Below are 18442 nucleotides of genomic sequence, written 5' to 3' on the forward strand. Positions count from 1 at the left end.
TTTTTAAAAAAGCTTATTTTAATTAATTGCTTGAAACACATCGAAAGTTTTTGAATAATAGCAAAAATTAGTTATTGGAAGTCTATCTATGTATGTAGCTGTCTGGCCGGGGAATGTATATCCTTTAGGTGCTAGTTGGGATGGTAAAGGCACAAACTTTGCTTTATTTTCAGAGAATGCAACTGGTGTAGAGCTTTGTTTATTCGATACCGATGACGAAGAGATCCGCTTACCTTTAACTGAAAAAAACAATTTCGTTTGGCACGGTTATTTACCAGGAGTGGGGCCGGGGCAACGGTATGGTTTTAGAGTACATGGCCCTTGGGCCCCAGAGGTAGGCCATCGCTTTAACCCCAACAAACTACTAATTGACCCTTATGCTAAAGCAATTGAGAGTGAGATTAGTAATGATCCAGCTATCTTTGGCTACTCTTTGGATAGTCCTGAAAAAGACCTAGCTTTTTGTGAACTAGATGATGCCAAAATAATGCCAAAGTGTATTGTCGTTGATCAATCCTTTGATTGGGGAGATGACAAACTGCTATACAGACCTTGGCACGAAACTGTGATTTATGAAACTCATGTCAAAGGTTTTACCAAGCTACATCCAGATATTCCAGAAGAATTGCGTGGTACTTATGCTGGGTTGGTACATCCAGCAGCAATTCAACACTTACAGCAATTAGGAATTACAGCAGTTGAACTAATGCCTGTGCATCACTTTTTGTCCAATCCGGGACATTTAGCCGAAACAGGACTAAGCAACTACTGGGGCTACGATTCCATCAACTACTTTGCACCCCACTCTAGCTACAGCGCGAGTGGAACTCTCGGAGAGCAGGTGACAGAATTCAAGCAAATGGTCAAGGCTCTGCACTTTGCGGGAATTGAAGTGATTTTAGATGTGGTCTACAATCACACTGGCGAAGGCAATCATTTAGGCCCAACACTGTCGCTGCGAGGCATTGATAATGCAGTGTACTACCGCTTGGTCAAGGATGATCCTCGCTACTACATGGACTTTACAGGTTGTGGTAACTCTCTGAATGTACGCCATGCCCAAGTATTGAAGTTAATTATGGATAGCTTACGCTATTGGGTGACAGAAATGCACGTCGATGGCTTTCGCTTTGATTTAGCTTCGGCACTGGCGCGAGAATTATATGAAGTAGATAATCTCTCAGCTTTCTTTGATATTATTCACCAAGACCCAATCTTGGCAGATGTCAAGCTAATTGCTGAACCTTGGGATTTGGGAGAAGGCGGCTATCAAGTAGGTAACTTTCCGCTGCGTTGGTCTGAGTGGAATGGTAGGTATCGAGATACTGCACGAGATTTCTGGCGCGGTGAAGATAATAGCTTAGGGCAATTTGCTTACTGTTTCACTGGTAGCCCTGACTTATATCAAACAAACGGGCGTAATCCGAATGCAAGCATTAATTTTATAACTGCTCACGATGGCTTCACCCTTAACGATTTGGTCAGCTACAACGAAAAGCACAACGAAGCCAACGGCGAAGATAATCGTGATGGTGAAAGCCATAACAGATCCTGGAATTGTGGTGTAGAAGGCGAAACTGATGACCCGGAAGTATTGCGCTTACGGGAACGTCAACGGCGCAACTTTCTAGCAACCCTAATGCTGTCTCAGGGTGTTCCAATGCTGCTAGAAGGAGACGAAATTGGCTGTACTCAGAAGGGTAATAATAATGCCTACTGTCAAGATAATGAAATTGCTTGGCGTCACTGGGACTTGCAAAAAGCAAACGCAGACTTATTAGACTTTACACGCGAACTAATTTATTTCCGCCATCAGCATCCAGTATTTCGGCGGCGTAAGTGGTTCCAAGGTCGCCCGATTCACGGTTTTGGGATTAGTGATATTGCTTGGTTTAATGCTGATGGCAGTGAAATGACCGAAAGACAGTGGCTAGTTAGTTACGCCAAAGTATTAGAAATTTTCTTGAATGGAGAGGGAATTACTACTCCAGGGCCTCAAGGTGAGCGAATTATTGATGAGAGTTTTCTACTATTTTTTAACGCTCACTACGAGATGATTGACTTTGCCCTACCAGATGGGCTTAAAGAAAGAGTATTGGAAATAGTAATTGATACTAATGAACCTCGGTTTATCCAGCCAGGGAAGTTGGTTTCAGGGAATCAAACTGTACCTGTTACAGAGCGATCGCTTGTCGTGTTACGGCTGATTGGTTAACAAATAGAGACGTTGTAATGCAACGTCTCTACAAAATTCATCGATTTTATTGAGAGGTAGATGCTCACACCCCCAATACCTTTCGGTTAAGGAACTTTTTGGTTGAGGCAGGCGGGGGGAGTAGAGGGGCAGGGGAGGAAATGGAAGAAGAATTAAAAAATGCCTTCAATATTTCCTCCAATTCTCCCCCTGCTTCCCCTGCCTCCCCTGCTTATCCGAAACGTATTGCTCAAACCCCTACATTTTTACTCTGAATTCTGACGCCAAGCCGCGAGCGTCTCCGGCTCCGCTCCTTAATTCTGAATTCTGCTGTAAAAAGTACATCAGCAGATTCCATCATTTAAATTAAAAACTGAGGTTCAGGTAAGTAGATGCCGATACATGAGATTTTGCTAGATTTGCTAGATAAAAATCCTGATATTTCTTGATAAAACTTTTAAAATTTACAGAATATCTAGAGATACTTCCTGTGACGTTTTTAAATTCCCCGATAGACAGAGAACTGCAAACGTAATCATATGTAACATTTTAGTTGAGTAGAGTTATCGGGGGAATTTTAAATGGCAACTGAATACTAATAAAACTACTGAGTTACCTACTGAAGCTAAAGCCTATAACGGCGCTGATCGCAATGCCTGGATTTTTGGTTGGAACCCTCAACAAGAACTCTGGAATGGGCGTTTAGCGATGATTGGCTTTGTTGCTTACCTATTCTGGGATTTAGCTAGTTATAGTTTAGTACGTGACGTACTCCACTTAATTCGCTAAGCCTTTACTCATGATTTATTCCCTTTTGGGGAAAATTAGTTCAATCAACAACTTAGTAGCGTCTTAAATACTTAACCTACTCGTGAAGTAGAGTCTAAGGCTGGAGTTAAAGATGGACGCACTAATAAATAAAATTGCGAACGAGGAAAATATGATAACTAAAGACACTATACGTGCAGTAGGAGTATTTGCCAATTCTCAAGAAATAGAGCAGGCAATTAATGAATTGAGAACTGCAAACTTTCCTGTAGAGAAAGTTTCTGTCATTGCTAAAGATGTAGAGCAGGGCGAACAACTAGGCGAAGCAGAGATAAGCGATCGCATTGGTGATCAAGATGTAAACACAACAGGAGCAGTAGGGGATACACTCACAGCAACTACTTGGGGTAGCGTGTTAGTTGGTTTGAGTAGTCTGGCACTTCCTGGCTTAGGAGCTGTCTTAGCAGCAGGTTCCGTCGGTGTAGCATTAGTTACTAGCGTGGCAGGTGTTGCTGTAGGAGCAGCAGCAAATCAGAATTTAGTGAAAGCATTAACTGATTTAGGCATCCCCGAAGAACGAGCTAGAGTTTATAGCGATCGCCTTCAACAAAGTTACTATTTGCTCATATTAGAGGGCAACGAAGCAGAAATTCATCGTGCTGAAGCAATATTACGCGAGCAAGGTATTCAATATTGGGGTATTTATGATTCCCCCCAAACTGAAAGTCGATAAGCTAAATATTTGCTGTACTGTATCTCGTTCGCACTTTGAACAGAAGTTGCTTTAGTGAGCCTTCTAGATGCGAGCGAGCTTTACGAATTTATCTATAACAATCCTCAGAGATGCTCTTTAGACGCTCGCTCCATTGATATCTAGAGTTGTCTACAATCAGCATCTGGGTTACTTATTAAACAGAAAGCCCCGGTAATAAACCGGGGGTGTTACGTGCTATTATCACTTATCAGAACAATTGTACTATAAAATTGGTCTCATTAACAGGATTGCTGCATTCAAGCGAAGCGCTAACTGTGACACCACTGATGGCTGATAATCAGGCTGGAATTTTTGGAGCCTCCGGCTTTGCCCTATGAGTGTATACAACAGCGCTTAGAGATGTCCTCTGTAATAATTGTAGCGAGAAACACATTTTTCCCGCTTTTTTTAGTTTTTAATACAAAATGTAAGTAAAAAATCATGTATCTTTAGTTTTAGAGAATATCTATCTAAAGACATAAATATTGGGAAAATGAAGAATTTCAGCTTGTAAATGAGTAATTACTCCCAAGCGCTAATTGAAATCAAAAAACATACTATTTATAGGCAAGTAGCTTGATTTTATCTAGTAAAGAATAATTGTTTGTTTGAGCGAGGTGCATGGATATACTGCGTAAGTCATAGATATTTAAGAAGTTCTTGGCAGGGTTGTAGACGACACATTAATTCGTATTTTTTACTCGATAGGAAAACCGCTTCCGGTGGAAAGCCAAAGGATGAAAAATTGGATAACGAAATTAGCAATCTATATAGTATTACTGTATACTTTGTTACTGCCTATCAACTACGCAGGAGCCTACCAATTTTCAAGTATTTATGTAGAGCCATTTAATACACTCCCAGCAGTTGAAAACTTAGCAAGTGTTGACAATTATCTTGGGGAGAATAGAAAGGAAGATTTTCGACGATTTCGTGAGAGAATCAACCGCACAAATAAATTAGAGGGATTATTTACACTTTATACGAGTGAAGATTCGGGTAAAATTTACTGGGAAATTAGACCCGATCAGCTAAACAAAAACTACTTAGCTATAGTAACGTTAGAATCGGGCATTGGAGAAAGTGGTATTTATAGTGGATTACCGCTTTCTGACTTTTTATTTTATTTTCGGCGAGTAAACGATAATTTGCATTTCGTTGTTCGTAATGTTAAATTTCGTACAGAATCAAGTGAGCCAGAACAGCGATCGCTTGCTCGTTCATTTAGTGATTCAATTCTTTATTCAGTCCAAATAGATACTATTGATCCGCGGACTAAAAATATTTTAATTAACCTGGAAGACTTGCTAATGCAAGATTTTCCTGGATTAACTTCTTTATTAAAATACTCTTTGCAGGCTGATTACCACCTTGAACAAAGCAGATCATATTTTGGTGATATTAACAGTTACCCAGAGAACGTAGAGATTGATTCAGTTTATGGTTTTTCATCATTAGAAGGAGCAGATTTAGTCACCGTACCTGATAGCAGGGCGCTGACTCTGAAGGTACATTACAGTTTTTCTCAACTGCGAGAAAACAACGGTTATATTCCCAGACTTGCCGATGATAGAGTGGGATATTTTATTACTGCCTTTCAAGATTTATCTAATAAAAACACCGAAGAACCATTTGTACGTTACATTAACCGTTGGCATCTTGAACCATCTGATCCCAAAGCAGCCTTATCTCCACCAATAAAGCCAATTGTATTTTGGATTGAAAATGCTGTACCGTTCGAGTACCGCGATGCAATTCGTGAAGGTATCTTGATGTGGAACAGAGCATTTGAAAAAGCAGGATTTCAAAATGCTATTGAAGCTCGGCAAATGCCAGATGATGCTGATTGGCAGCCAGCAGATGTGCGCTATAACACTATTCGCTGGTTCAATGCTCTGGATGCGGGTTTTGCCAGAGGCCCGGCACGCGTCAACCCCCTCACCGGGGAAATTTTGGATGCAGATATCATCGTAGATGCTAATATGGTGCGTTCCATTCAACATGGATATCGCGCACTGATAGGAGCAAATTCATTACTGGCAAACAATTCATGTCAAAACGTTGGAGTAAAGCAGGAGGGCAGGGGGAAGAGAGAGCAGGGGGCAGTTCCACCATACATGACAAAAGTTTCTTCCCGTACAAACTTTTTCGACTCTTCTGATGTCTGCTATAGCGCAGAGTCGTTAAATCAAGCAGCTATAGGGGCGATCGCATTGTCGGTTTTGCAAAATACTACACCCAATAGTGAAGCAATTAAGGTGTATGTGCATCAATATTTACGTTCTTTAATTGCTCATGAAGTCGGACACACTCTGGGTTTGCGCCACAACTTTCATGGCAGCACCATGTTAGCGCCCGAAGAATTAAATGATACTGAAATCACTCATGCCAAAGGTTTAGTCGGTTCGGTAATGGACTATCTACCCGTGAATATAGCACCACAGGGTGTAAAGCAAGGTGACTATTTTCCGCAGGTTATTGGCCCCTATGATGAATGGGCGATTGAGTATGGTTATAAAAGAAACCCCGATATCCAAACTGAAGCAATCATTCCAGAAACGGAAAAGGGTTTTTTGGAGCAAATTGCTTTGGCTTCGCCTCAACCAGAGTTATCTTATGCAACTGATGAAGATATCTGGGATATCAATCCGCTGGCAAATCTCTGGGATATGAGTAGCGATGTGCTAGTTTATTCTCAGTGGCAAATGGATAATGCCCGTGTGATTTGGCAGCGCCTGAATAAGGGCTATCTATCACCAGGAGAAAGCTATAGTAATCTGCGCGGTTTATTTAATAGAGTATTTCATTACTACTTTAGTAACGCCACTTTACTCTCTCAATATATTGGTGGCGAATCGTTTCGGCGCCTCCATGCTAGTGATGATACTTCTTGGGCATTTGTACCAGTTTCACTTTTAAAACAACGTCAGGCTTTGGCAAAGTTGCAAGAGTACGTTTTTGCAGAAAATGCTTTCAGTTTCTCACCACAATTGCTTAATCAACTAGCACCATCACGCTGGCAACACTGGGGTAGCCCTGTACCCAATAATCGCCTAGATTATCCAATTCACGATCGCATTTTGAGTTTTCAAAGTAGGATAATGCGATCGCTATTAGACGGTGAGCGTCTCAATCGCTTACTGGATATAGAGTTCAAAACTCCACCTGGAGAAGCTCTCTCATTACCAGAACTGTTCGATACCCTGCAAAAAGGCGTCTGGACAGAAGTTTTAACCCAAAGTGAACCAAAACCAATTTCTAGCATCCGCCGCTCATTACAACGAGAATATCTGAATATTTTGCTAGAGATGGTGCTAGGTCATAGTGATGCACCTGAAGATGGTCGGACACTTGCTTGGTATAAATTGCAACAACTGCAAAAAGCCATTGATATCAGCTTAAAACAACTTAGTAAAAATCTTGACATTTACACACTAGCTCATTTGGAAGTTTCTGGCGATCGCATCACCAAAGCATTAAACGCGCAGTTGCTCTCAAAATAAAACACTTCTTTTCTAGGGTGCAGCTAGCGAACCATCGCTCAGCCCAACTTCGCGCAGTCTCTGAGCGCCGATGTTCCGGCTGAGTACTGACAGCCCTGCTAAGTGCGCCTGTAAACCTTCTGTACTGGCGCAGCAGTCAGTTAGTACAATCGGTTCAATCCCAATATCAAAAACATCCATCGCGATTTTCAATACACACATATCAGTATCAATGCCAACAATGAAAACTCGTTCAATAGCAGAAGTGCGAAGATAAGAAGTCAAATCCTCCGTCATTCCGCACAGTCCCGGCTTATAAAAAACTAAACCTTGTTGAGCAAAAGATTCTAATTCCGTAACGATGCTTGTCTCTGGTTCGCAGTTGCAGTTATGCCAGTTGAGAAATCGTGTGTACGGCCCATCACTACAGTTAACAAATCTAGTAAAAATTAACGGTGCATACTCATCGCGTTGGATTAAACGGACGATTCTTTGCGGGATATGATGCGTAAATTCGTTGATGAAACCAAGTTGCACATCAACAATCAATAATGGTTCGGTCATTTAGACGTTCTTTTCCAGCGGTTAACTCATAAAAGACTGTAAGTAAGTAGACATAAATAAAAGTTTGTTTGTAGTTGTGCTTTAGCGCTAATTTTCTGATGTCCACTTACTCATCTGTGATTATTTTAAAAAGAATCAACTCTACAAGCACTCTATAACAGGACTTACGCACAAAGATTGTGGTTTGAGATTAGCTATAACGTCAGTAGCGAAGAGGGCGCAAACTACGAACCTATCAAATTAATAACCTTTCTTCAGACTGACTATGTTTCGTTTCCAGTTCGCCCGCAGGTAGACGAGTTAGATGCCTGAAATCAGTAATATTTGAGTTACGCAGCTAGAAAGCTTGTATGGATCTCGCCCTAGCTGAATCAAGCCGTGTTTTTTGTGCGTTTGGTAAGCGATAATTATGCGTTGGCAATTAGGTCGTCGAAGTACGAATGTTGAAGATCGTCGAGGAATGCGGGTTTCTGCTCCTGTAGTCGGTGGTGGTATAGGAGCAGTAATACTATCGCTGCTTGTTGCGCTTTTGGGTGGTGATCCGAGTGCTATTTGGCAGCAAGATGGCGCACCTACAGATTCTCCCGTGCCGGAATCACCTCAAACAAGAGGAACTCCAGCCCAAGATCAGATGGCTGATTTTGTCTCTGTGGTACTGGCTGATACGGAAGATACTTGGAGCGATGTGTTTCGGCAGAGTGGGGAAACTTATGTGGAACCAAAATTAGTTCTATATTCCGATGCAGTTAAATCTGCCTGTGGATTTACGCGATCGGCAGTTGGGCCATTTTATTGTCCGCAAGACCAAAAAGTTTATATTGATTTGAGTTTTTATCGTGATTTAAAGAATCGCTACCAAGCTCCAGGAGATTTTGCTCAGGCATATGTGGTAGCTCATGAAATTGGACATCACGTCCAAAATTTACTTGGTATTTCAGATCAAGTTCGATCTTTACAGAATCGAGTGGATGAGGCGCAGGGTAATCAGCTTTCTGTACGGTTGGAATTGCAAGCAGATTGTTTTGCAGGTGTCTGGGCAAATCGCGCTCAAAAATCGCGGCAAATTCTTGAGACAGGCGACGTCGAAGAAGCGCTAAATGCTGCTAGTAGCATTGGGGACGATCGCTTGCAACAACAAGCTAGAGGCTATGTCGTACCAGAATCTTTTACACACGGCAGTTCAGCCCAGCGGGTTCGCTGGTTTAAGCAGGGTCTTCAGACAGGTGATCCTCAACAATGTAATACTTTCGCAAAGACAAATATTTAGTACCGTATGGCGAAATTCAAAATCACCCTTCGCTTTGGTCTCTAGGAGAACTTCACAGCGCCGACTTCCGGCGCTTATAACTTTGTGCAAAAACCAAAATACTATTAGGTGTTCGTCTCATTGTCTTTTCTAAGACAAACCGTCAACAAAACACTACCAAGAAAGCCAGAAACACCAACTAGCATTCCGCCTGTGAGAACATTTTTCTTTTGCTGCCAGTTTTGACCGCTGAGAATTGTTGACTTGGCTGGATTTGTGTTGGCATCAATAATTTCTAGACCCCAGCATCCTAATGCGCCTATTCCTAAAAAGCCAGCGCTCAAAATAGAGGAAATCGCGATTGTTTCCAAGATGCGATCGCTAATAGTCTGTGTCCTAAAACGCCTTCTATTTCGGCGATTGCTGCTAACAGATGTCTCGACTCGTTCAATTCCCTCGAAAGACTCTGGTGGGGTTAACTCGTGCTTCAAGGATTCTTGGTCAATTGTCTTAGTTTTCATAGTTTGAAGTAAATAGTTTTAAGCAAAATATTTTCAGTTTCAGGCAGTTACCTGTTCAAAAAAGCATTGCTTTAACTCGATAAGTAAATTTCCATAACTTTAGTTGCTAAGTATCTAACCTCATAACTTTCTTTGGTAAAGATTTGCACTACCTCTATAGGACTATTTCGGCTGTTTCAGTAATTCAACGGGTTTCATTACTACTTTTAGTAAAGAAAATAGTTTTAGTTAGCAAGGTTAGATGTGGTGGGTATCTTACCCACCCTTTTATTTTTCTGCCTCCTCTACTTTGGTAAAAAATGGGCAGATGCCTTGCAAAAATTTCAGCGATAACTATATCAGTTTGAAAAAAGTTGTGGCAGTTTGTACGACCGATAACTTTTGTAAAGACGCGCATGATGCGTCTCTACTCAATCGTATTCGGCTCGTAATCTAGCAAATATTTATTTGACTAGTATCTCTAAACACATTAAAACTTAAAAAATTTCTTAGTACCAGTCCTTTAATCTATCTATTCTGCTACTTGATAGCTTTTATAAATAATTGAGATGCTTGAAAAGCAATAACTTCTGGATGTCCATAAATTGCCTATGTCCGCTGAAAACTGCTTACTTGCTGCCTTATCCCATGAGCTTTATCAGACACTCACCCCCCATCTGAAGCAAGTATCGTTAAAGCAGGGCGAGATACTACACGAACCTGGCGATACTATCAAGGATATCTATTTCCCTATTGATTGCATAATCTCAATTACTATTACCATGAATGACGGCTCTACAACTGAGACGGCTATGATTGGTAAACGTGAAGTAGCTGGTATTAATGCTTTTTTTGGTGTCAGCGAGACTACGCAAACAGAATACATTGTACAGGTTGCGGGCAAGGCGATAAAGGCAAATGCACAAGCACTGCGGGGAGAGTTTGAACGTAATAAACAACTGCGTGACTTGATACTACGCTACACCCAAGTCTTAATCGCGCAGACTTCGCAAACCGCTGGCTGCAATCGCCTCCACGCTCTAGAACAACGCTTAGCACGCTGGCTACTAGAAGTGCAAGACCGTGTTGATTCAGACGAGCTGAAGCTGACACAAGAGTTTACCGCCGATATGCTGGGCGTACGTCGCGCTGGGGTCACTCAAGCCGCCCAAAAGCTTCAAGAAGAAGGTATTATTCGGTATAGTCGCGGTCTCGTTCAGATTCTTGATCAACAGAGACTAGAAAAAACTTCGTGCGAATGTTTCAGAATTGTTAAAAATGAACATAAGCGTTTGCTTGGACGAAAACAGAAATAATTGTTTTTGAAGTCAAATTAACTCTCTGTCTACGGCAAAAAAATGCAAGCTGAATCTAATTATCTAATTGGGTACAAGTCAATTTTTCTTGGTTACAAGATTAATCTTCTTTTCAATCTGTTAGTCATATTTTAATGAGGAGGCAAAGAGAAATCAGTGAGTAAAAAACAAGATGTCCTACCAACAATTCTACTGTTTGAACAAGATGAACAGACGCGACCACTCCTGAGTACGAATCTTCACAATTGGGGTTACCGTGTAATTATGGCACTCAATGAAGAAGATGCGATCGCCTCTAGTACTGGGCTTTACCCAATGACAAAAACGGGGTATAAGCGCAATCAGCCTGACTTAATTTTGCTTAATCAGGTCGAGCAGACAATTGACGAATATATTAACATGGGGCGGCGCATACGGGAGATTGCAGGGCTTTCCAAGCACACCCCGATTGTTGTTATAGCTGAACGATATGAAAAGGATATGGAAGGCAAGAATGTTAGCGTTGGCGAAAGAGAGTATGTGACTTATCTGGAAGATGGAGAACAATTAATGAAATTTCTGCATCATCTTTGTCCAGTTGAGATATAGCCAAATTAAGCTAATCGTCATTTATTTTCCAGAATGATTATGACAAATTTTATTCTTCATGTAGCAATAAGCCTTGATGGATACATCGCTAGATTGGATGGAGATATTGATTGGTTACCATCATCTGAAGAGGGTGGCGAAGATAATGGCTATGGTAAATTTTATAACTCAATTGATGCTTTAGTGATGGGTGCAACTACTTATGAACAAGTTTTGGGCTTTGGAGATTGGCCATATCCAGGCAAACTTTCATACGTTTTGACAAGCCGGAATTTATCGACAGTACGCACGGACACATTTTTTGTCAAAGGTGGTGTTGAAGAAGTTGTAGAGGATGTAAACAAGAAGGGCTATAAACGTGTTTGGTTAGTAGGTGGTGGCAAGCTAGCATCCTCATTCATAAATCGGGGATTAGTCGATGAGTACATCATTGCAGTGATTCCAACAATTTTGGGTTCAGGCATTTCCCTTTACCAATCAGTACTGGAATTAAAACTCGACTTGATTGAGGTGAAATCTTACTCTTCCGGTGTTGCGGAACTTCGTTACAAAAAGAAGTGATATTTGCAACACAAGCCCTAACACTCCTTTATGACTACAGCTATATCTCAAAAAATTGTAGATTTAGTATAAAAATACACAAAAAGCAGAGAAATTTTACTAAAATTTCTCTGCTTCCTGCTATTAACACTTAATCCGTGTTAGATATGAATTCCACATTCTGTTTTGCCAGTTCCCCGCCAGCGTCCGGCACGTTCGTCTTCGCCTTCACCTACTCTGGTGGTTATGGGTTCGTCGCCAATGCTGGGATAACCTTGATCGTGTAAAGGGTTATAGATTACTCCATGTTCAGCCACATATAGCCAGCTATCTTTGCGTGTCCAAGCAGCTATGGGGTTTACTTTTAAACGATCTTGGGTATCCAATTCAAATATGGGCATATTAGCACGGGTTACTGCTTGGTCACGGCGACGCCCTGTAATCCAAGCGACGGTATTGAGTTCGTCTAGTCCCCGTAGCAGTGGTTCAATTTTTGTAACGTGGTGGAATTGGGTAATATCCTTTTCCCAAAGTGCTTCGCCGTATTTGGCAGTAAAGGCTTCGCGGGTATCTACATCTGGAGTTTTGTAAGTTTTCAAATCGAGATTGTAGATTTGCTTAGCTTTAGCAACTAGTTCTAGAGTTTCGCCGAAGTGGTACAAGGTATCGAGAAATATCACAGGAACTGGATGTTTTAGTTCACTGTAAAGAATATGAGTAATTACCATGTCATCCACGTTAAAAGCACTAGTTTGCACCAATGCCGTTGGGATGTTCTCTATAGACCATGCCAGAATTTCTTTTGGTGTGGCAGTTTCAAACTCCTGATTTAATTTTTCTAAGTCAAAAGTAGTCGTTTGGTTTCTAGATGCCGTGGAAACTGTCATGATAATTAGTTATTCCAATGGTTTCTACCTTTAATAGAAATTATTTTACCCTATAAAGGCTCATATCCCGCTCGGATATAAGGTAATTATTTTGTTCGGTTATCACTACATCATCAGAAATTAGCTGATCAAGCCTGGGATGAATGAAATATACGAGCTGTACCAGCCTTCAATCCCTATCCTGTAACAATCCACGCTGTAGGCGAACAAGCTGGAGCAAGTAAGGTAACAATTTTGTTATATTATCATCGGCGATCGCATTTTTCATTCACCATTCGTCATTGGGGACTAGAACACCAATTCGGTGATTCTAGAATAATTTCTCCTCCAACCCCTTTCTGAAGAGGGGATTAGGGCTGGGGGATTAGGTTTTTGGCATTGCTGAATTTAGACATGAAATGCAAAAATCGGGTACTCTCAACTCTTATACCAATTCAATTAATGATTGCAACACATCCTTGGGTGAAGACGCGATTCATCGCGTCTCTACAAATGGTTTATTTGTCACATTCTTTTTTCAAATTGGTATTACTCTTTGCGTCTTAGCGCGACGCCACTTGCTACAACGCGGGTTTCCCGCGCAACGCAGTGGCTCCTCTGCATGAAACAAATTCATATTCTCACTCAGCAACGCCAGGTATTTCTGGCTATTATTTGTTATTCATCGAACCTATCTGTTCAATTTTTGAATAAAAACTAGGATGTTGTAAGGCTGTTACTATCATTTTGTGTAAATCAAAAACTCTACTGTCTTTTTTAGCCATTAATGCTTGAACTTCTTGTTTTGCCAAAGCTTTTAGCTGATTGTAGATAGTGAAATATTCTGCGCTCAGTTCAGATTTATCAGCGGAATTCGTGATTTTAGCACGAAGCAGAAACTTATCTTGACCCCGTTTTTCCATTGCCACTATTTCTAGTTCAGCATTAGGGTGATTTTCAGCTAACTGCTTAAACGAAATTGCGATCGCACAAGGGTCAACGCCTTGATTATGATACAGGTCGAAGGTGTCAAAAATCGGTTTGATGAAATCAGCAAACTCCCCATCTGCAAACACCTCTTGTCTGTTGTCTGGCTTGCGCTCTGGCATATAAACGTACTCACACTGTACCAGATCAAACTTTGTGTCACTGGTAATGCCCCAATCTTCAATAAAGGCTCCAGTGAGAGTAGCACCTGTAAAATCCGTTCCGTCTAACTGTGTCTGTACAAGTTTGGCTCTGGATAAATCAGCATCTTGTAGGTTGGCTTTATCTAAGTCTGCACCAATAAAGCTGGCATCAATTAAATTAGCCCCTTTTAAATTCACTCCTTGCAGGTTTTGACGGTCAAAGTTTTTATCTTGCCCCTGTCCAGTAACCAATAGTCTACATATTTCTGTGTTTTGAAGGTAACTTTCTTCAGAATAAACACAATAGAGCATTTCGGCTTGCCAGAAACAGGTACGGGTTAGGATAGCGTTTCTCAAATCTGTGCTTTTGAGGGTAGCTTTGGTGAAGTCAGCATCAGTCAAGTCTGCATCACGAAAACTTGTACCTCCCTTAGCAGTAAAGCTAATGCTGAACAAGTCAATCAAAGCGTCTTTTTCATCTGCTTTGAAAACACGCCATCCTATATAAGAACCGAACAGCAATATAATAAAGCCAAAGATTCCTGCTCTGGCGAGATTAAAAACTAAAGCTCCTACTGTGGCGAAGGCAAAGGCAAAAGCTAACCCTCCAATGACAGTTCTTGCTCCAGCTTTGGTTTTAGCTAAGACTTTGGCAGAAGCAAAAGCTATAATCGCCGCAAAAGCGAAACTTCCAAGCCCAAGTATTATGCCTTTTTGAATAGTAATAAGCCAAAAAACTGAAAGCAAAATTAAACAGATGCTAGCAGCGAAAAAGTTTTCGGAATTAGAGTTGTAAAAATTAAATGATGCTAAGTAACTAGTATATTCTGAAAAAAAGTTTAAAATTTCTGTCACTAATTGTGAGGCTACTAGCAAGATACTTCCCCACTGATTTTGAAGTCCAGCTTTAGCACCAATGAATTTAGCATCCCTGAGATTAGCACCCGTAAAATCAGCTCCTTGGATATCTGCATAGCTAAAATTTGCACCAGCCAAGTGTTGACCTTTGAAAGAATGACCTCTAAGATTTTGACCGGAGAAATCCTGATGCATGACTGGGCTGGCTAATGTGAAACTGATGCTGAATATATCTTGAGTATGCGCTTTTACAGGCTATGGCGCAATATTTTGTTTGTAGTCAGTAAACAATCTCAACAACTATAAAGCAACTTTTTACTGCCTTCATCTAACCAATATTAAGTTTGCCTAAGTAGTTGTAAACCTATGCATTATTTACCATGATATGAATCTCCACTAGGTTGGATAATTTCAGTCCAAACTTATATTTTTTTGAAAATGAATATTTTTGATTCCGTGCTTTTCCAAGTAAGTGTATAACTTAAGATAAAAATCCGTCTACTAGAATAATCGGGTCATGAAAGAAGCTCTCTTCTGGGGTTGCTGGTTTACTTCGCTTGGGACTACGGCTTTACTGTTTTTATGGTCGTTACCGTTGTCCCCATTTACACACCCAGGAATTACTGCGAATGAAGCAGCTATTATCTTCTTCCCCGTTATGGGCTTGCGCTGGCTTACTCTTGGCATTACTCTGGCTCTAGTCGCCATCAATTGGGGGCGACACCTGAATTTAGTAATTGGCTCTGTTATTGGTCTGACAATTCTCGTATTAGCCTTGCACTTGGTTCTTGGGATAATTAATATTGCTATAGTAAATGCCTGGCTGTCTGTGGAACCTATCAAGACACGGGCTAATAACGCTATTTACGCCGGAATCTACTTTGGATTGCCGATGTTTTGGATACTGGTTGTAGTAGTCCTGATGCTAAGCGTTACCCGTTTCCATAAGTGAAGCAAGTTAGGAGTTAGGAGTTAGAATTCAGAAGCCAGGTGGTCGCACCTCGACTGCGCTCGGTGGTCGCCGAGGGCAGCCGAGGTGAGTCAGGAGAAAAAGAGGCTTTATATATAGCTTTTAAACTTAAACACTGACTTTATTTACTTGCAAACTGTTGTATATCTATTTGTATATATCTAAAGTTCTGAATATTCCAAAATTAGATTTTTGCAAAAAGTCTAATCCTAATATTGAGATACTGAATACTGAATAGCCTATGCGTGCAATGATTTTATCAGCACCGCGTCAGCCCTTACGCTTAACTGACTTGCCAGTGCCAAAACCCAATCCTGAGCAAGTACTAATTCGCGTTCATGCTTGCGCTGTTTGCCGCACAGATTTGCATATAGTTGATGGAGAATTGACACAACCAAAGCTACCTTTAGTACTTGGACATCAAATTGTGGGTACTATTGAGGGCATTGGTGAGCGCGTTAAACAATTTACTATAGGTCAGCGTGTTGGCGTTCCTTGGCTGGGTTACACTTGCGGCGTTCGCTGTCGCTACTGTCTGTCTGGTCGAGAAAACCTTTGTGATTATGCTGGGTTCACTGGTTACAATTTTGATGGTGGTTATGCCGAGTATACTGTAGCTGACCACCGCTTTTGCTTTCCCTTAGACCCTGGTTATGCTGACTTACAAGCTGCACCTTTGTTGTGTGCTGGTTTAATTGGCTATCGGGCTTATAAAATGACCGATGATGCCCAAAAACTAGGTTTTTATGGCTTCGGTTCCGCTGCCCACATTTTAATTCAACTGGCACGCTATCAAGGGCGTCAAGTTTTTGCTTTTACCCGTTCTGGGGATATTGAAGGTCAAAAGTTTGCTCGACAATTGGGTGCAAGTTGGGCAGGGGACTCAGATGTGTTACCACCAGAACCCTTAGATGCAGCGATTATTTTTGCTCCGGCAGGGAAGCTTGTACCAGCAGCTTTGCGTGCAGTTGTCAAAGGCGGGGTTGTGGTTTGTGCGGGGATTCACATGAGCGAAATTCCTGCTTTTCCTTATAAAATTCTTTGGGAAGAAAGGGTGTTGCGGTCTGTTGCTAATCTGACTCGCAAAGATGGAGAAGAGTTTCTGGCTTTAGCACCCAAAGTTCCCATCCAGACAGAGGTAAATCTCTTCCCCCTAGCTCAAGCTAATGAGGCTTTGGATGCACTTCGCAATGGCTTGTTTGAAGGATCGGCAGTATTGGTGATTGATAGCGAAAACTCTAGCTTGAAAATAGGGAGTGGGGAGTAGGGAAGAGAATTTTTAGGAAAGTTTGCGTTTAACAATGAAGCAGATATGATTAAGGCTCAAACTGGATGGAAGTAAAAGGCAGCACCCAGTACAGCATAAGTTGCTAGCAGTAGCATCCCCTCTAACCAGTTAGAGCGACCATCCAAACTGATTAGGTTAGCAATGACCACAGCAATGATCACTGCAACAACCTCAAACAAGTTAAAGTTTAAGTCCATTGGTTGTCCAATCACTTGCCCAACTAGCACAAGGATCGGCGCAACTAACAAAGCAACTAGTAGACTCGACCCCATTGCTACAGACACTGACAAATCCATGTTGTTCTTAATTGCTACTCGGACAGCAGTTACATATTCGGCTGCACCTCCAACTAGCGGTAACAAAATTACTCCGGTAAACAAAGGTGTTAATCCTAGTCCCTTTGTTGCCTCTTCAACTGCACCAACAAAAATCTCAGACACGAACGCTATACCAATCGTTGCCACAAGCAAAATACTAACCCAAAGGCTCAAGTTTGGCTTTGAATCTTTATTTTCTTCTGTGGCATCATCTTGAGAAACCTGATCTTTTAGTTCTGCAACCCCAACATCGTATAGGTAACTGTGAGTCTTCAAAGAAAACAACAGTGTAAAACCATAAACTACAATTAAAACTACCGCTACAAAAATCGACAAATTGGTAATAGCACTCTGCTCGACCACATTAGATGTAGTGATCACCATCGCAGGCAGGACAATTGCAGTTACTGCCAGTGTCATTGTCGAACCATTTACTCGCGCAGCCATTGGCTGAAAAGTCTGCTCTTTGTAACGTAACCCTCCCAACAGCATAGATAGTCCCATTACCAGCAGTAGATTACTGATAATTGTCCCCGTAATGCTGGCTTTTACAATGTCTACCAAGCCTTCTTTGAGAGCTACTAGACCAATGATTAACTCAGTCGCATTACCGAAGACTGCATTTAACAAGCCTCCTATAGAAGGCCCTACAACCACAGCAATCTCTTCTGTCGCGGTACTTAGCCAGATTGCTAACGGAATAATTGCGATCGCTGAAAGTCCAAACACTATTAATGCGTCCCATTCCAACTTTTCCGCCACAATGGCAATAGGAACGAAAACTAGCAAACCTAATGAAATTAGATTTTTAGTTTGTATATTTTTCAGCACCATTAGCATAAGTATATAGCTCTCATAAAGATTATTCAGCACTAACTGTCGCTTAATTAATTGCAAGAACTACACAAGAAAAGCAATCTTCCTTGTTTGTAACAATTATTAAATAACTCATCAGTATACAAATTTCATTTTCCTAAAGCATTTTATAGGTAGTGTCAAATTTAGCTAACTGGCTAAAGATGGATGAGGCTGGTAGATAAACTAATCCCCTCGGCGATCGC

16 protein-coding genes are annotated in these 18442 nt (G+C 41.2%); 11 read left to right on the forward strand and 5 right to left on the reverse strand.

The features are described from left to right. Positions 1-88: 88 nt before the first annotated feature. The 4 genes from glgX (at position 89) to WKK05_RS09795 (ending at position 7219) form a co-directional block, all read left to right on the forward strand. Entirely contained in the window at positions 89-2215 is a 2127-nt protein-coding gene (gene glgX / locus WKK05_RS09780; protein WP_341529537.1) for a glycogen debranching protein GlgX, read from the forward strand. A 567-nt stretch (positions 2216-2782) separates the two neighbouring features. Further along, positions 2783-2983: a chlorophyll a/b-binding protein gene (locus WKK05_RS09785; protein ID WP_341531056.1), complete on the forward strand. Its 201-nt coding sequence runs from the start codon at positions 2783-2785 to the stop codon at positions 2981-2983. A gap of 151 nt (positions 2984-3134) precedes the next feature. Next, complete coding sequence (locus WKK05_RS09790) at positions 3135-3695, forward strand: general stress protein (RefSeq protein WP_341529538.1); 561 nt, start codon at positions 3135-3137, stop codon at positions 3693-3695. 758 nt (positions 3696-4453) lie between these two features. Continuing rightward, positions 4454-7219 carry a zinc-dependent metalloprotease gene (locus WKK05_RS09795; protein WP_341529539.1) on the forward strand — a complete coding sequence of 922 codons (2766 nt, stop codon included), beginning with the start codon at positions 4454-4456 and terminating at the stop codon, positions 7217-7219. Positions 7220-7231: 12 nt separating this feature from the next. On the opposite strand, the gene WKK05_RS09800 is transcribed toward WKK05_RS09795, so the two are convergent. Next, positions 7232-7762, reverse strand: a complete 531-nt coding sequence (locus tag WKK05_RS09800) for an isochorismatase family cysteine hydrolase (RefSeq protein WP_341529540.1) — start codon at positions 7760-7762, stop codon at positions 7232-7234. A 409-nt stretch (positions 7763-8171) separates the two neighbouring features. On the opposite strand from WKK05_RS09800, the gene WKK05_RS09805 reads away from it, so the two are divergent. Beyond that, positions 8172-9029 carry a neutral zinc metallopeptidase gene (locus WKK05_RS09805; protein WP_341529541.1) on the forward strand — a complete coding sequence of 286 codons (858 nt, stop codon included), beginning with the start codon at positions 8172-8174 and terminating at the stop codon, positions 9027-9029. Between the two features lie 104 nt (positions 9030-9133). Here WKK05_RS09805 and WKK05_RS09810 read toward each other — a convergent pair whose 3' ends face one another. Further along, complete coding sequence (locus WKK05_RS09810) at positions 9134-9529, reverse strand: hypothetical protein (RefSeq protein ID WP_341529542.1); 396 nt, start codon at positions 9527-9529, stop codon at positions 9134-9136. A gap of 590 nt (positions 9530-10119) precedes the next feature. On the opposite strand from WKK05_RS09810, the gene WKK05_RS09815 reads away from it, so the two are divergent. From WKK05_RS09815 to WKK05_RS09825, 3 genes are all read left to right on the forward strand, one after another. Next, positions 10120-10824, forward strand: coding sequence for a Crp/Fnr family transcriptional regulator (locus WKK05_RS09815; protein ID WP_341529543.1), 705 nt, complete (start codon positions 10120-10122; stop codon positions 10822-10824). Between the two features lie 156 nt (positions 10825-10980). After that, positions 10981-11412, forward strand: a complete 432-nt coding sequence (locus WKK05_RS09820; RefSeq protein ID WP_341529544.1) for a hypothetical protein — start codon at positions 10981-10983, stop codon at positions 11410-11412. 39 nt (positions 11413-11451) lie between these two features. After that, positions 11452-11973: a dihydrofolate reductase family protein gene (locus WKK05_RS09825; RefSeq protein WP_341529545.1), complete on the forward strand. Its 522-nt coding sequence runs from the start codon at positions 11452-11454 to the stop codon at positions 11971-11973. 140 nt (positions 11974-12113) lie between these two features. On the opposite strand, the gene cysH is transcribed toward WKK05_RS09825, so the two are convergent. Continuing rightward, positions 12114-12839, reverse strand: a complete 726-nt coding sequence (gene cysH / locus WKK05_RS09830) for a phosphoadenosine phosphosulfate reductase (protein ID WP_341529546.1) — start codon at positions 12837-12839, stop codon at positions 12114-12116. 398 nt (positions 12840-13237) lie between these two features. Between cysH and WKK05_RS09835 the strand changes: the two genes are divergently transcribed. After that, positions 13238-13444: a hypothetical protein gene (locus WKK05_RS09835; RefSeq protein ID WP_341529547.1), complete on the forward strand. Its 207-nt coding sequence runs from the start codon at positions 13238-13240 to the stop codon at positions 13442-13444. Between the two features lie 45 nt (positions 13445-13489). On the opposite strand, the gene WKK05_RS09840 is transcribed toward WKK05_RS09835, so the two are convergent. Further along, the gene (locus tag WKK05_RS09840; protein WP_341529548.1) at positions 13490-15001 is read right to left on the reverse strand and encodes a pentapeptide repeat-containing protein; all 1512 of its coding nucleotides are present in this window, start codon (positions 14999-15001) and stop codon (positions 13490-13492) included. A 322-nt stretch (positions 15002-15323) separates the two neighbouring features. Here WKK05_RS09840 and WKK05_RS09845 point away from each other — a divergent pair, with 322 nt between their 5' ends. Both WKK05_RS09845 and WKK05_RS09850 read left to right on the forward strand, forming a co-directional pair. After that, positions 15324-15758 (forward strand): hypothetical protein, encoded by a 435-nt coding sequence (locus tag WKK05_RS09845; RefSeq protein ID WP_341529549.1) that lies wholly within the window; start codon positions 15324-15326, stop codon positions 15756-15758. 259 nt (positions 15759-16017) lie between these two features. Beyond that, on the forward strand, positions 16018-17043 hold the full coding sequence (locus WKK05_RS09850; RefSeq protein ID WP_341529550.1) for a zinc-dependent alcohol dehydrogenase family protein: 1026 nt from the start codon (positions 16018-16020) through the stop codon (positions 17041-17043). A 56-nt stretch (positions 17044-17099) separates the two neighbouring features. Here the strand turns inward: WKK05_RS09850 and cax are convergent, their stop codons facing one another. Beyond that, complete coding sequence (gene cax, locus WKK05_RS09855) at positions 17100-18221, reverse strand: calcium/proton exchanger (RefSeq protein ID WP_341529551.1); 1122 nt, start codon at positions 18219-18221, stop codon at positions 17100-17102. Between the last annotated feature and the right edge of the window lie 221 nt (positions 18222-18442).

Source organism: Nostoc sp. UHCC 0302 (genome assembly GCF_038096175.1).
Lineage (GTDB): Bacteria > Cyanobacteriota > Cyanobacteriia > Cyanobacteriales > Nostocaceae > UHCC-0302.